The organism is Shewanella sp. WE21, from assembly GCF_002966515.1.
Classification (GTDB): domain Bacteria; phylum Pseudomonadota; class Gammaproteobacteria; order Enterobacterales; family Shewanellaceae; genus Shewanella; species Shewanella oncorhynchi.
This window is the reverse complement of sequence record NZ_CP023019.1, coordinates 2,204,691-2,219,582: the sequence shown is the minus strand read 5'-3', so window position 1 is coordinate 2,219,582 and position 14,892 is coordinate 2,204,691. Positions and strand designations below refer to the sequence as shown.

Annotated in this window: 14 protein-coding genes, 1 tRNA gene and 3 rRNA genes; 7 read left to right on the top strand and 11 right to left on the bottom strand. The window is 47.7% G+C overall.

What is annotated here, in order from left to right:
- Positions 1–60 precede the first annotated feature (60 nt).
- Together CKQ84_RS09570 and CKQ84_RS09565 are read right to left on the bottom strand one after the other, a co-directional pair.
- A complete protein-coding gene (locus CKQ84_RS09570) occupies positions 61–564 on the bottom strand; it encodes a hypothetical protein (RefSeq protein WP_105251056.1) in 504 nt (167 codons plus the stop codon).
- A gap of 83 nt (positions 565–647) precedes the next feature.
- Entirely contained in the window at positions 648–1,112 is a 465-nt protein-coding gene (locus CKQ84_RS09565; protein WP_105251055.1) for a DUF2809 domain-containing protein, read from the bottom strand.
- Positions 1,113–1,328: 216 nt separating this feature from the next.
- Here CKQ84_RS09565 and CKQ84_RS09560 point away from each other — a divergent pair, with 216 nt between their 5' ends.
- The 7 genes from CKQ84_RS09560 to CKQ84_RS09530 all read left to right on the top strand — a co-directional run bounded on the left by CKQ84_RS09560 (position 1,329) and on the right by CKQ84_RS09530 (position 5,918).
- Entirely contained in the window at positions 1,329–1,916 is a 588-nt protein-coding gene (locus CKQ84_RS09560; protein WP_105251054.1) for a cytochrome b/b6 domain-containing protein, read from the top strand.
- A gap of 53 nt (positions 1,917–1,969) precedes the next feature.
- Positions 1,970–2,416: a DUF1924 domain-containing protein gene (locus CKQ84_RS09555; protein ID WP_105251053.1), complete on the top strand. Its 447-nt coding sequence runs from the start codon at positions 1,970–1,972 to the stop codon at positions 2,414–2,416.
- A gap of 90 nt (positions 2,417–2,506) precedes the next feature.
- Positions 2,507–3,070 (top strand): diheme cytochrome c, encoded by a 564-nt coding sequence (locus CKQ84_RS09550; RefSeq protein WP_105251052.1) that lies wholly within the window; start codon positions 2,507–2,509, stop codon positions 3,068–3,070.
- Positions 3,063–3,329, top strand: a complete 267-nt coding sequence (locus tag CKQ84_RS09545) for a PepSY domain-containing protein (RefSeq protein WP_105251051.1) — start codon at positions 3,063–3,065, stop codon at positions 3,327–3,329. The genes CKQ84_RS09550 and CKQ84_RS09545 overlap by 8 nt, the downstream gene beginning before the upstream one ends.
- Positions 3,329–3,988: a winged helix-turn-helix domain-containing protein gene (locus CKQ84_RS09540; RefSeq protein ID WP_012586486.1), complete on the top strand. Its 660-nt coding sequence runs from the start codon at positions 3,329–3,331 to the stop codon at positions 3,986–3,988. Before CKQ84_RS09545 ends, CKQ84_RS09540 begins: the two co-directional genes overlap by 1 nt.
- A gap of 4 nt (positions 3,989–3,992) precedes the next feature.
- Complete coding sequence (locus CKQ84_RS09535) at positions 3,993–5,309, top strand: sensor histidine kinase (RefSeq protein ID WP_105251050.1); 1,317 nt, start codon at positions 3,993–3,995, stop codon at positions 5,307–5,309.
- Positions 5,310–5,441: 132 nt separating this feature from the next.
- Positions 5,442–5,918, top strand: a complete 477-nt coding sequence (locus CKQ84_RS09530; protein ID WP_105251049.1) for a GNAT family N-acetyltransferase — start codon at positions 5,442–5,444, stop codon at positions 5,916–5,918.
- Positions 5,919–6,015: 97 nt separating this feature from the next.
- Here CKQ84_RS09530 and CKQ84_RS09525 read toward each other — a convergent pair whose 3' ends face one another.
- From CKQ84_RS09525 to CKQ84_RS09485, 9 genes are all read right to left on the bottom strand, one after another.
- Entirely contained in the window at positions 6,016–6,225 is a 210-nt protein-coding gene (locus tag CKQ84_RS09525) for a hypothetical protein (protein ID WP_105251048.1), read from the bottom strand.
- Between the two features lie 409 nt (positions 6,226–6,634).
- The gene (locus CKQ84_RS09520) at positions 6,635–7,147 is read right to left on the bottom strand and encodes a DUF1993 family protein (RefSeq protein WP_105251047.1); all 513 of its coding nucleotides are present in this window, start codon (positions 7,145–7,147) and stop codon (positions 6,635–6,637) included.
- A 380-nt stretch (positions 7,148–7,527) separates the two neighbouring features.
- Positions 7,528–7,604 (bottom strand) — tRNA-Asp (locus CKQ84_RS09515).
- 36 nt (positions 7,605–7,640) lie between these two features.
- A 5S ribosomal RNA gene (rrf, locus tag CKQ84_RS09510) occupies positions 7,641–7,756 on the bottom strand.
- A gap of 139 nt (positions 7,757–7,895) precedes the next feature.
- Positions 7,896–10,798: ribosomal RNA gene (locus CKQ84_RS09505) — 23S ribosomal RNA — on the bottom strand.
- A gap of 362 nt (positions 10,799–11,160) precedes the next feature.
- Positions 11,161–12,705 (bottom strand): 16S ribosomal RNA (locus CKQ84_RS09500).
- The 16S, 23S and 5S rRNA genes sit together here with 1 tRNA gene alongside, the layout of an rRNA operon.
- 570 nt (positions 12,706–13,275) lie before the next feature.
- Positions 13,276–13,863, bottom strand: coding sequence for a TlpA disulfide reductase family protein (locus CKQ84_RS09495; protein WP_105251046.1), 588 nt, complete (start codon positions 13,861–13,863; stop codon positions 13,276–13,278).
- Positions 13,860–14,339: a heme lyase NrfEFG subunit NrfF gene (gene nrfF, locus CKQ84_RS09490; protein WP_105251045.1), complete on the bottom strand. Its 480-nt coding sequence runs from the start codon at positions 14,337–14,339 to the stop codon at positions 13,860–13,862. The genes CKQ84_RS09495 and nrfF overlap by 4 nt, the downstream gene beginning before the upstream one ends.
- Positions 14,336–14,890 (bottom strand): DsbE family thiol:disulfide interchange protein, encoded by a 555-nt coding sequence (locus CKQ84_RS09485; RefSeq protein WP_105251044.1) that lies wholly within the window; start codon positions 14,888–14,890, stop codon positions 14,336–14,338. The genes nrfF and CKQ84_RS09485 overlap by 4 nt, the downstream gene beginning before the upstream one ends.
- Between the last annotated feature and the right edge of the window lie 2 nt (positions 14,891–14,892).

Sequence of the window (14,892 nt, the reverse complement as noted above, 5' to 3'; positions counted from 1 at the left end):
GATAAACATGAAAGGGCGAATAGCCCTTTCTTTTTTAACTGAATTTAATTCAAACCTCACTCAGTTTATATTATCAATCCGCGCTAAACGCTGAGCTAATTCAGCAAGAGAGGAGGCTGTTTGTGGATCGCTTTGGGGATCGACAACTTCAACCAGTTTAAGTTTTGGCTGAAAAGGTAACCAAGAACTGCCCGTTGTCATCACTAAATCCAGCACAAACTGACCGTAATAGTGCAACCTCAGTCGGTTATCCGCCATGGGCCAATGGGCATAAAGCAGAAAAGAATCGTACATTTGCGCCAAAGAGGTTGTCGCAATGATCTTAAACCCTTCATCAAGCAGACTAAACTCGGTCGATTCTTCGAAGGGACAATCGAAAGAAGTGATGACCAAATACCCCAAGGTTTTATTGGATAAAACGCAGCGATATTGGCCTTCAATCACTAAGCCAGCAATAAAGGTATGAGTAGGTTGGCCATTGAAATACAGAGGCATTTTCAGTGGGTTAGGCTCAAACCCATCGGCATGCTCTGTTAGCAGTGAAAACCCCGTTATCGGCTGCATCCCTTACCCCACTTATCTCGCCTACCTATCTCGCCTACTTATCCGCGAAAACACACGTCACGCGGCTCTTGCGGATTAAAACACTAGGACTGACGGCTTTTCCAATAACAGCCCAGTAAGATCAAATAGCCAACAAAATACGCCACGAGATCGAGTGGATCAAAATGGCTACCTATCACTATCCGCGCCAATCGATTTCCGCCCAAGCCCAGCTTATCGACTAAGCCCCAATATTGGCCAAACTCGATGGCAAAGGCAAACAGCAATACCGCCAACGCCAGCCAAGGAGTTTGAAATAAGCGTTTAATACCCTCGCCTGTGTTTTGTGCTAGGGGCTGTTCTACTGGGCTAGCAACCGGAACGACAGCCCGCACCATGCAAAACAGTAAGATCACCACCAATACATCGCCCATAAAACCACGGATAAAACCCGCAGGTGCATACAAAGCAATTAAGACTTCAGTCAAAAATAATAAAACGGCATAAATACAAAAGGATTTACGACTCGGATTACGGCTGATAAAAGCGCGAATAACGGCGGTAGACATAAATAAGTTAATCCCTTCACTCGGTTGAGATGGCAGAATTTACCTTAATACCAATAGGTTAACAAGGACACTTGAGTTGACATTTAACACTCGCCACCCGAGCAAGCGCACCACTCACCCCCATCAATTAGATAAATGTTCGCGACTCAAAATTTAAGCGAGGTTTAAGTTTGGGTTAAGTAGCCTACACCTAAACCCACTTAGGAGCGTCACACCATGTCATCAAACACACTGCAAACCATCAAAGTCTGGGACCTGTTGATCCGCATATTCCATTGGTCACTCGTCGGCTTTTTTGCCTTAGCCTACCTCACTGAAGGCGAAGACGAGTGGATGACCATCCACAGTTACGCAGGTTATAGCATCTTAATTTTACTGGTGTTTCGCCTGCTGTGGGGCGTGATGGGTACCCACAATGCGCGCTTTAGCAACTTTATCACTCGCCCTAAAGAAGTGCTGGTGTACCTCAAAGGGCTCATCACGGGCAAAGCCAAAGACTACATAGGCCATAACCCCGCTGGGGCAATGATGATAGTGGCCTTGATTGCCAGCATAGCCATCACGGGATTCTCGGGTATGGCGCTGTACGCTTCCGACGGGCACGGCCCATTAGCCACGAGCTTTTTCGCCACTTGGCCTGAAGGCGCCATAAAAGAAGTCCATGAATTCTTTGCCAACTTCACCGTGTTCCTTGTGGTCATCCATGTTGGCGGCGTCATCGTCAGCAGCCTGTTACACAAAGAAAACTTAGTCAGAGCCATGGTCACGGGCAAGAAACAACGCCCTGTGGAACAAAAAGATTAATCCATTAGCCATTTTGCTTAACAATAAGATATCCAGCCCAAAAGGAATGCCCTATGAACAGATTAACCAGACACACGAATAAAAGTCGCCTTGCTATCGTCGCAATTTCCACCTTGCTGCTGACTAGCCTTGGCGTTAGCGCCGTCAACAGTAAAGTGCAAAGCCTGCCACTTAGCGCCGAGCGCATCGGCACTCAACTGCAACGCTATCAAGCCCAAGGCGCAGGACCCTTTAGCGCCGCCGCAGGACAAAAGCTTTGGCTACAGGACATGGACGGTCGCAGCTGCGCCAGTTGCCATACCGCCAAAGTCACCGACATGGGCATGCACCAAAATACCCGTAAACCCATTGACCCTATGGCGCCGTCGATTACCGCAGATCGGTTAACCGACTCAGCCAAGATTGAGAAATGGTTTAGCCGTAACTGTAACTGGACTTTTAAACGCGACTGCACGCCGCAGGAAAAAGGCGATGCCTTACTCTGGTTAAGCCTGCAATAACCGCCAAATGTCGACCTTATAACTCATTTAATTAGATCAATTAATTTCAATACCTTCCACAGAAGGTAACGGCACAAAAAGGAAGATGTCATGACTCAACAAGCACACCCTATTAGCTGGCTCCTCGGCTCATCACTCACAGCCGCGGCATTAGCCATTGGCGTTATCGGCATCAGCCTAACCTTAACTGGCACAGGCTATGCGGACGATGGCCGCGAGCTCAGCCGCGCCATTCCACAGAATGCGGAATACACGGCGGAATGTGGTAGCTGCCACATGGCTTATCCCGCAAACTTACTCCCCGCCGACAAGTGGCGCGCCATTACCGAAAATCTTGAGAATCACTTTGGTGACAACGCCAGCGTAGAGCCTCAAGCCACTGCCAGAATTGAGGAATATCTGGTTCAACATGCAGCGCAAAATGGTAAGGTGATGAAAAACAGCACGCCGCTGCTCGTAGGTTCTGGGCCGCAGAAGATCACAGAACAGGCATTTTTTATTCGCAAACACGATGAGATCCCAAGACGTATGGTGCAAGATAACCCCAAAGTCGGCTCATTCAGTCAATGCAGCAATTGTCACAACCTCGCAGAAAAGGGCATATTCGATGAAGATACCGTTAATATTCCTGGCTTTGGCCGTTGGGATGATTAGCAGCCCCAGCTGCAATGCCCACGACGATGACCTTTCCAGCAAGGTGGTCGAGTGGGTTAAGGAGGGCAAAGTTTTGCCCTTCGACACCATAATGCAACGCTATGAATCACGGCTAAAGGGACGGTTGCTCGATCTCGAAGTCGAGCAAAAACATGGAAGGATCATCTACGAGCTCGAAATCCTTCGTGACGATGGCATAGTGTATGAAATCAAGATTGACGCCAAAACCGGCGAGTGGCTAAAGGAAAAGGTCGACTGATGCGCTTGCTATTGATTGAAGATGATACCGATCTGGTCGCGCGCCTCATTCCCGCCCTTAACAAGGCGGGTTATACTGTCGAGCACGCCGATAACGGTATTGATGGCGCCTTTTTAGGCGAAGAAGAAAACTTCGAAGCCGTGATCCTCGATCTCGGTTTACCCGGCAAACCCGGTTTACACGTCCTCGGCCAATGGCGACAAAAAGGCTTAGCCATGCCAGTGCTGATCCTCACCGCCCGCGATGCTTGGCACGAGCGAGTCGATGGCCTCAAGGCGGGTGCCGATGATTACCTCGGCAAGCCTTTTCACATCGAAGAACTACTCGCAAGGCTCGAAGTGTTGATCCGCCGCCACTTTGGCCGCGCCGACAATGTGTTGCAGCATGCAGGCGTCTCCCTCGATGTCGACAAACAAGCCGTCACCAATGTCGACGGTGAAGTAATAGAGCTGACTAAGATTGAATATCGCCTACTGCATTATTTAATGGTCAATCCCAGCAAGATCGTCTCTAAGTCAGAGCTCAGTGAACGCATTTACGAAGAAGATCAAATCAAAGACAGCAATGTCATCGAAGTGTACGTCAACCGCCTGCGCCAGCGCTTAGGCAAGGATTATATCGAAACCCGCCGCGGCCAAGGTTATCGACTCAAGGAGTAAAGGCGTGTATTCTCTCAAGGGTTATCTGACGCGCAATCTGCTGATCACGCTCACCTTTGCCATGGTGCTGTTATTATATTTTCTATACCAAGGCATCCAAATATTAACCCAAGACTTTGTCGCTTCGCGTCTACAACACGATGCCGACAGCCTGATCTCAGCCCTGAATCATAATCCCGATGGCACATGGGCGCTCACCACCGACCGTTTACCCAATGTGTACCACAGGGTTAATTCTGGGCATTATTTTGCGATTCAAATCGGCGAGCAAACTCTGCGCTCACGCTCCCTATTCGACCATAACGTGAACATGCCAAAACTGACCGCTGGTGAGCAACACCAAGCCACTGAGTTTATCGGCAAAGAACATTGGCTGATGTTCAGTCAGGCCGTTATCAAAGATGACCAATTAGTTACTTTGTGGGTGACAGAAGACATCAGCGGGCTCGAACAAACCCAAGTGCAATTTTTAGCCTTTGCCAGCGCAGCCGTGTTGCTCACGATTGTTATTCTATTAATGGCGCAGTATCAGCTACTGAAACGCGGCTTTAAACCCTTAGAGCAGATGCCAGAAGCTATACGGCAAATGCGCACCCAAGGGCAAGAAATCAATCCTGACCAAGTGCCAAGCGAGATAGTCCCACTGATCGAAGAGATAGATCGTTTAGTCAATCAATTGGGCCAGCGAGTACAACGCTCCCGTAATGCCTTGGGTAACTTAGCCCACGAAATGAAACGTCCGTTACAAGGGCTACAGTCCTACCTAGAAAGCCTTCCACCAGAACAGCGGAGTGAGGGCAGCAAGGTGCTCGCAAACCTGCACCACATCATCGAGAGAGAGCTTAAGCGCACTAAGATTGTCGGCCTGTCCACTCCAGGGCGTTATACCGTGCTCGATGACGATCTTGCGCCGCTAATCAAAGTAATGCAGCGTATTTACCCAGACCGCATTATTCATAGCCATTACGCGAGCGGCTTAGTGATGCCGTTTGATCGGGATGACTTACTCGAACTCTTAGGCAACTTGCTGGATAATGCCTGCAAGCATAGCCGCAAGAACATTGAGATCCGTATAGTGCATCAAACGGCTCCCACCGCAGGTTATGGGATCATAGTCAGCGATGATGGCGAAGGCGTCTCCGATGCCGCGCTGTCCGTTATCATTGAGCGCGGCATTCGGCTAGATGAAAGCATCCAGGGCCATGGTTTAGGATTATCTATCTGCAAAGATATCGTCGACAGTTATCAAGGCGAACTCGGTTTTAGCCATGCGAAACAAGGCGGACTTAAAGCCAGCATATTTCTGCCGCTCCCGAGTTAAGCGGTATACTCAGCCAAACCGTGCTTAATTAATCCTGCCGCCAAATCATTCAGACCAGCGAACGGACTTAATTATTCGTGCCACTATGTCGCACCATTAAGCCCTTTGCATAACACAAGTCCAGAGATTTATATGAAAGTTATCGACCTAAAATCTGCCCCGCAACACATTCCACAATTGGCGGAGTGGCATCATCAAGCATGGGCACATTTGAGTTCTGCGGATACATCAGTCACCACGCTGATTGAGGAAATGCACGATTATTTAACTGACGCAGCTATTCCTAAGATGTTTATCTGCGAACAGGCAAATCAAGTAATGGGATCATCGTCATTAATCGCCGCCGATATGGACAGCCGAACCGACTTAAGTCCTTGGCTCGCCAATGTGTATGTGAATGTAAACCATCGAAATAAAGGATTAGGTAAGTTGCTAGTCAATGCCGTCATTGAGCATGCTAGAGCGATTCGTTTACAGAAAATCTATTTATTTACTGCAGATAAAGCCGATTTTTATCGAGCGCTGGGTTGGTCAATGATTTCACATGAAGATTATAAAGGCGAGATGGTCACGATTATGGAGTATGAATTGAGTCAGCAAAGTTGCTAAGTTAAGAGAGCAAGCTCCACGACGGACGTCGTGAAGCTGTACATGCGGGCTAAATATCTAAATGTGATATCCAATACTTAGCGACAAGCCAATGGCTTTAGTCAATTTCAATATCCACACCGAAACGATTGGATAGTTGGCGTTGCTCGTGCAGAATTTCAATTCGGCGGCGAGTATCTTGGGTCAACTTGTCTTTGAGGCGCAAACCACTGGTAATGGCGGCTTTTTTGGCTTTCTTGCTCTTCATCGGTAAATCAGTTGTCGTTGCATCCGTAGGACTCTCGACGGCTTGAGATTCGATAGACATAGCTAACTCCTTTAATTAGAACCTTAAATAGGCTCTTCCAGTAAATCCCTGCTCTAGACGAAAAAACAGGTCATCTATAATGAGTCAATTCGCCATTCACTATTTAAGTAACAGATAATTTGGCGACTCATAAACTTACGGTCCATATCATTCACCTAAGCCAACAAGATTAAATACATGCTGATAGGATGAAGACGATCGAGACATAAGGTCGAAATGAAAAACTGAGTATTGATTGACTTCATCGACGCAACAGAACCCTAACGAGTCCTAAATTTTCCGGCGACAAAGCGGCATAACATAGGTAGAGAAAGAACAGGTAGTAATGCAGAAAGGTTGGTAAGCTCGAGCGGCAAAGCGCTGCTGCGCAACAATTAGGCTACGCAACAGTACTACATCTAGCCTAGATTTACGACTTATATGGCATAGCGCCGAGGTAATCTTTCTTGCCAATTTCAACACCGTTGTGGCGCAAAATCGCGTATGCTGTTGTTACATGGAAGTAAATGTTCGGAATAGCATGCTCAATGGCAAACTCATAACCTGTAAGATATTTTCCTTCCCATCGTGGTTGTGAGACATGGATCGTGGCCGCATTAGCAAAATCATCCGCTTTAAACGTCGCTAAATAATCCAAAACCGAGCTAATACGCGCTTGCAACTCAGCCAGCGTCGTCTCGCTATCATCATGCTTTGGTACTGTATCTAAGTTATCAGTCAAACGTGCTACGCCAATTTTGGCAGTATCGCAGGCAATTTGAACTTGGCGAATAAGATTGAATTGATCCGGCGCTAAACGTGAGTTTAATAGAACCGACATATCAACTTTCTTGAGGTTTGCGAAGCATTCGCCTTTTTCAAGAATAACGCTTAAATTTTTCAGCATCTTGCTAAATTGTACAACCGTTAAATCATAAAGCATGGCATGGACCTCATTGATGGACGCTACAAAACTGCAGCACTTAAGACGATCTTGGGGCAAATTACTCAATTTCAATCATTCTTGGAATTTAAGTATCTGCTTAATAATAAATACTTCAATATAAACGATATTAAGTCAATTAGGACAAGAAAAAGATAGACGTTACCTGTAGGGATAGAGCGTCAGCTACAAGCTAAGAGATTAAAATTATCTCGGACTGATCCGAATAACAATAACGTACACTCGTAGGAATTGGGATGGCCGGCTATGACGATAACCACATGCTTCGAGCCCGAAGCATTAGCGTCACTGACACGAAAATATCAGCAACGTCATAACGAAAAAAGCCTCATCTTTCGATGAGGCTTATCTCTTAATGTTGGCGGAGCGGACGGGACTCGAACCCGCGACCCCCGGCGTGACAGGCCGGTATTCTAACCAACTGAACTACCGCTCCTTTAGCTTAACGTCTACACGTTAACCTAAATTAGGCGCTTGGCGATGACCTACTCTCACATGGGGAGACCCCACACTACCATCGGCGCGTTTGCGTTTCACTTCTGAGTTCGGGATGGGATCAGGTGGTTCCACAAGGCTATTGTCACCAAGCAAATTCTGTTTATTACCGTGTCCATCTCTGGCTCACGTTAATAATAATTCGGAAAGCTGATTTTCTTTGTTTGAGTTCAAACTTTATCAAGTATCTGTATTCTGTCTAAGGCTTCTTTGTAAAACCCATCTGGGTTGTATGGTTAAGCCTCTCGAGTCATTAGTACATGTTAGCTCAACGCCTCACAACGCTTACACACCATGCCTATCAACGTCCTAGTCTCGAACGGCTCTTTAGAGGAATTAAATTCCTAGGGATGACTCATCTTAGGGCTCGCTTCCCGCTTAGATGCTTTCAGCGGTTATCGATTCCGAACGTAGCTACCGGGCAATGCCATTGGCATGACAACCCGAACACCAGCGGTTCGTCCACTCCGGTCCTCTCGTACTAGGAGCAGCTCCCTTCAATCATCCAACGCCCACGGCAGATAGGGACCGAACTGTCTCACGACGTTCTGAACCCAGCTCGCGTACCACTTTAAATGGCGAACAGCCATACCCTTGGGACCGACTTCAGCCCCAGGATGTGATGAGCCGACATCGAGGTGCCAAACACCGCCGTCGATATGAACTCTTGGGCGGTATCAGCCTGTTATCCCCGGAGTACCTTTTATCCGTTGAGCGATGGCCCTTCCATTCAGAACCACCGGATCACTATGACCTACTTTCGTACCTGCTCGACGTGTATGTCTCGCAGTTAAGCTGGCTTATGCCATTGCACTAACCGTACGATGTCCGACCGTACTTAGCCAACCTTCGTGCTCCTCCGTTACTCTTTGGGAGGAGACCGCCCCAGTCAAACTACCCACCAGGCACTGTCCCTAATCCCGATAAGGGACCTAGGTTAGAACATCAAAACTACAAGGGTGGTATTTCAAGGACGACTCCATCATGACTAGCGTCACAACTTCAAAGTCTCCCACCTATCCTACACATGTAGGTTCAATGTTCAGTGCCAAGCTATAGTAAAGGTTCACGGGGTCTTTCCGTCTAGCCGCGGGTATACGGCATCTTCACCGCAATTTCAACTTCACTGAGTCTCGGCTGGAGACAGCGTGGCCATCATTACGCCATTCGTGCAGGTCGGAACTTACCCGACAAGGAATTTCGCTACCTTAGGACCGTTATAGTTACGGCCGCCGTTTACCGGGGCTTCGATCATGAGCTTCTCTTGCGATAACCCAATCAATTAACCTTCCGGCACCGGGCAGGCGTCACACCGTATACTTCCTCTTGCGAGTTTGCACAGTGCTGTGTTTTTGATAAACAGTTGCAGCCACCTGGTATCTGCGACTCCCGTCAGCTTAGAGAGCAAGTCTCATCACCAACAGGAGCGTACCTTCTCCCGAAGTTACGGTACCATTTTGCCTAGTTCCTTCAGCCGAGTTCTCTCAAGCGCCTTGGTATTCTCTACCCGACCACCTGTGTCGGTTTGGGGTACGATTCCCACTAACCTGAAGCTTAGAAGATTTTCCTGGAAGCATGGCATCAACTACTTCAGTCCCTTAGGACCTCGTCATCAGCTCTCAGTGTGTACATTAAAGTACGTGTCCCCGGATTTGCCTAAGAACACCACCTACCACCTTAAACGCGGACTACCAACGCCGCGCTAGCCTAGCCTTCTCCGTCTCTCCATCGCAGTTAGCGGAAGTACAGAAATATTAATCTGTTTCCCATCGATTACGCCTTTCGGCCTCACCTTAGGGGTCGACTCACCCTGCCCCGATTAACGTTGGACAGGAACCCTTGGTCTTTCGGCGAGGGGGTTTTTCACCCCCTTTATCGTTACTCATGTCAGCATTCGCACTTCTGATACCTCCAGCGTGGGTTACCCCTTCACCTTCAACGGCTTACAGAACGCTCCTCTACCGCGCACAGTAAACTGTGCACCCGTAGCTTCGGTGACTAGCTTAGCCCCGTTACATCTTCCGCGCAGGCCGACTCGACTAGTGAGCTATTACGCTTTCTTTAAATGATGGCTGCTTCTAAGCCAACATCCTAGCTGTCTAAGCCTTCCCACATCGTTTCCCACTTAGCTAGTACTTTGGGACCTTAGCTGACGGTCTGGGTTGTTTCCCTTTTGACGACGGACGTTAGCACCCGCCGTCTGTCTCCCGAGTAGTACTCATTGGTATTCGGAGTTTGCAAAGGGTTGGTAAGTCGGGATGACCCCCTAGCCTTAACAGTGCTCTACCCCCAATGGTATTCGCTCGAGGCGCTACCTAAATAGCTTTCGAGGAGAACCAGATATCTCCCGGTTTGATTGGCCTTTCACCCCCAGCCACAAGTCATCCGCTAATTTTTCAACATTAGTCGGTTCGGTCCTCCAGTTGATGTTACTCAACCTTCAACCTGCCCATGGCTAGATCACCGGGTTTCGGGTCTACACCTTGCAACTAAACGCGCAGTTAACACTCGGTTTCCCTACGGCTCCGCTATTCGCTTAACCTCGCTACAAAATGTAAGTCGCTGACCCATTATACAAAAGGTACGCAGTCACGGTCTCAAGAACCGCTCCCACTGCTTGTACGTATACGGTTTCAGGTTCTATTTCACTCCCCTCACAGGGGTTCTTTTCGCCTTTCCCTCACGGTACTGGTTCACTATCGGTCAGTCAGGAGTATTTAGCCTTGGAGGATGGTCCCCCCATATTCAAACAGGATGTCACGTGTCCCGCCTTACTCGTTTTCATCAATGGTTAGTTTTCATGTACGGGGCTATCACCCTGTGCCGCTGCGCTTTCCAACGCATTCCACTAACACCCCACTGACTTAAGGGCTAATCCCCGTTCGCTCGCCGCTACTAGGGGAATCTCGGTTGATTTCTTTTCCTAAGGGTACTTAGATGTTTCAGTTCCCCTCGTTCGCCTCGCAACACTATGTATTCATGTTGCGATAACAGCTTATGCTGCTGGGTTCCCCCATTCGGACATCGTTAGCTCAAATGCTTGTTACTAGCTCGCCAACGCTTTTCGCAAGTTACTACGTCCTTCATCGCCTCTGACTGCCAAGGCATCCACCGTATACGCTTAGTCGCTTAACCATACAACCCAAATGAGTTTCACTCACCTGAGTCGCATTGCGACCAGCTTGGTTTTACTTGTCTCACTTCTGACCAAAGAAGTGGACGCGCCTTAGACGTAAACTATTCAGCAAAGAATAATTTACTATTGAATATTCAAGACACTTAATAAAGTGTTTGAGAACTCATGTTCAATGCTTTCGCATTAAACGTTTTGTAATTAATCACATGACAGACTCATGTAATTAAATACTATCAGCTTTCCAAATTGTTAAAGAACAACATCTACCTGCAAGAGGGATGTTTCGCTCTGACTTCTCCTGAGAGAAGCTAAACAAGCAATCTGTGTGAACACTCAACAAACATTAAGTTAGTCGTATAGGTAAGGAGGTGATCCAGCCCCAGGTTCCCCTAGGGCTACCTTGTTACGACTTCACCCCAGTCATGAACCACAAAGTGGTGAGCGCCCCCCCGAAGGTTAAGCTACCCACTTCTTTTGCAGCCCACTCCCATGGTGTGACGGGCGGTGTGTACAAGGCCCGGGAACGTATTCACCGTGGCATTCTGATCCACGATTACTAGCGATTCCGACTTCATGGAGTCGAGTTGCAGACTCCAATCCGGACTACGACGAGCTTTGTGAGATTAGCTCCACCTCGCGGCTTTGCAACCCTCTGTACTCGCCATTGTAGCACGTGTGTAGCCCTACTCGTAAGGGCCATGATGACTTGACGTCGTCCCCACCTTCCTCCGGTTTATCACCGGCAGTCTCCCTAGAGTTCCCACCATTACGTGCTGGCAAATAAGGATAGGGGTTGCGCTCGTTGCGGGACTTAACCCAACATTTCACAACACGAGCTGACGACAGCCATGCAGCACCTGTCTCACGGTTCCCGAAGGCACTAAGCTATCTCTAGCGAATTCCGTGGATGTCAAGAGTAGGTAAGGTTCTTCGCGTTGCATCGAATTAAACCACATGCTCCACCGCTTGTGCGGGCCCCCGTCAATTCATTTGAGTTTTAACCTTGCGGCCGTACTCCCCAGGCGGTCTACTTAATGCGTTAGCTTGAGAGCCCAGTGTTCAAGACACCAAACTCCGAGTAGACATCGTTTACGGCGTGGACTACCAGGGTATCTAATCCTGTTTGCTCCCCACGCTTTCGTGCATGAGCGTCAGTCTTTGTCCAGGGGGCCGCCTTCGCCACCGGTATTCCTCCAGATCTCTACGCATTTCACCGCTACACCTGGAATTCTACCCCCCTCTACAAGACTCTAGTTCGCCAGTTCGAAATGCTATTCCTAGGTTGAGCCCAGGGCTTTCACATCTCGCTTAACAAACCGCCTGCGCACGCTTTACGCCCAGTAATTCCGATTAACGCTCGGACCCTCCGTATTACCGCGGCTGCTGGCACGGAGTTAGCCGGTCCTTCTTCTGTAGGTAACGTCACAGATATAACGTATTAAGTTACACCCTTTCCTCCCTACTGAAAGTGCTTTACAACCCGAAGGCCTTCTTCACACACGCGGCATGGCTGCATCAGGGTTTCCCCCATTGTGCAATATTCCCCACTGCTGCCTCCCGTAGGAGTCTGGGCCGTGTCTCAGTCCCAGTGTGGCTGATCATCCTCTCAGAACAGCTAGGGATCGTCGCCTTGGTGAGCCATTACCTCACCAACTAGCTAATCCCACCTAGGTTCATCCAATCGCGGAAGGCCCGAAGGTCCCCTCCTTTCCCCCGTAGGGCGTATGCGGTATTAGCAGTCGTTTCCAACTGTTATCCCCCTCGACTGGGCAGATCCCTAGGCATTACTCACCCGTCCGCCGCTCGCCGGCAAAGATAGCAAGCTATCTTCCCGCTGCCGCTCGACTTGCATGTGTTAGGCCTGCCGCCAGCGTTCAATCTGAGCCATGATCAAACTCTTCAATTAAAGTTTTTTGTTTGACTGACGTCAAACGGCTCAATGAATTCTACTGTTTTGATTCGCTTTGCTCACTAAGAAGCATTGCGTTTCAATTCATACATTACTGTATGTATGTACATATTACTATGAACACTCAATCACGCTTCTCGTTGAGGAGAATGACTTGAAAACATTGATTTAAATTTTTGACTGCCAACCCGAAGGCTAAGCAGTTTCGATTAACTCAACACCTGTGAGTGTCCACACAGATTTCTTGTTTTATCTTGTTAAAGAGCAACTCAATATTCGTAAGAGAACTTGAGTACCACACTGAGCGTCTAACGCTTCCAGTTGGCTAGGGCTGCGTATTCCACGCATTTCCCGTTTCGCGTCAAGGAGTTTTGCAAACTTTCTCAACACTCATCAATCAGTAAACTCATCAATGAACTGTTACACCAGGCGGCTTAACGCTGTCTGCCGTGTCAGTGGATGGACATTATAGGCAGTGAAACTTTTTGTGCAAGGGCTTTTTAAATGAAAAAAGATCGCATGGCGATCTTTTAAACAACGGCGATTATTTTACATGCAAAGTGCCCATTAATTGGGCTTTTTGCTGCCTTTATCGATAAAACCTTGGATTAGCGAGACGGCTTTTACGTCATCCCAATCAACATAGGATCGAACAAAGGCAATTAATTGGCCCTGTTGATCAAGAATAAAGGTCGCAGGAATCGTGTCGAGCGGAAAAACGTTCCCAAGACTTTGTGGTTGATCGTAGTAAGAGTTGAAATTCTCCATACCCAATGAACTTAAGAACGGCTGAACCTGCTGCTTACCTTCTGCATCAATAGATATAGGCAGCACGACAAAATCTTCAGTCTTGAACTTAGTTGCTAACCTTTCGATTGCAGGCAACTCTCTGACACATGGCGGACACCAAGTCGCCCACATGTTAACCATAATGATCTTGCCTTTAAATTGGCTAAAGTCGATAGCTTTACCATCGACATCATTAAAGGCAACAGGCTCAATAGGAAAAGTCTTTGGCAGTACATTGATCAAATCAACCGTTGATTCCATCGGTTTAGCCGTTTGCTGCATACCAGGGTACGCATGCGCGACCCCAGCAACAAATACCGAAAGAATGGATGACAACATGAATGCCGTTATGACTTTATGCTTCATTTTGTATTGCGCTTTAGCAAGGTATCTAACTCGCGCTGATCTTCTGCGCTAATTTCGTTCGGCACATTACCGCCAATACGTTGCTTACGAATGAAGATGAATCCAATCACTAGACCCAGAAGTAATAAACCAATAGGACCTAACCAGAGAATGTAGGTCTTGGTTTCCATCTTAGGTTTATAGAGAACAAACTCACCGTAACGACTAGTCATAAACTCGATGATCTCATCATCCCCTTTTCCTTCGTCAACCATCTTGAATACCTCAAGACGCAGATCTCGAGCAACGGGTGAATTGGAGTCGATCAAATTTTGGTTTTGACACTGTGGACAACGTAGTTCATGGGCCAAAGACAAACCACGCTTTTGATTTTCAGGTGACTTGAATTCGTAAGTATCAACTGGTGTTGCCATGACGGCGGTCGTCATGCTGAACATCAGCACTAGACCACCTATGATTTTTATCAGCGTTCTCATGCTGCGCCATCCTTCGCTGCTTCAGCTTGTAATTGTTGGATCATAGGGTAAAGGGTTTCACTCCATACGCGTTGGTCTATTGGACCTGCATAACGGAAACGGATAATACCGTTATGATCAACAATAAAACTCTCTGGTGCACCATAAACGCCAAGATCTAATCCTAAACGCCCATCTTTATCATAGATATTAACGTTGTAGGGATCGCCCTGACGTTTTAACTCTTCTAACGCAGGAACACGCTCATCACGATAGTTGATCCCGTAAATTGGCAGAAGATTTTTACGTTTTAGCATCACTAAGAAAGGATGCTCATATTTACAAGATGGACACCACGTCGCCCATACGTTAAGTAATGATACCTTACCTTTTAATTGCTCATTCGTTATGATCTCAGCCGGTGTTTCTAGGCGTTCCAGTTGGAAAGCCGGAATAGGCTTCCCTTCCAGTGCTGAATCCAATTGCTGCGGATTCAGAAATAACCCTTTATATAGAAACACCCCCATGGCGAGAAATATGACCAATGGGATAAACAGAACCAACTTCTTCATAC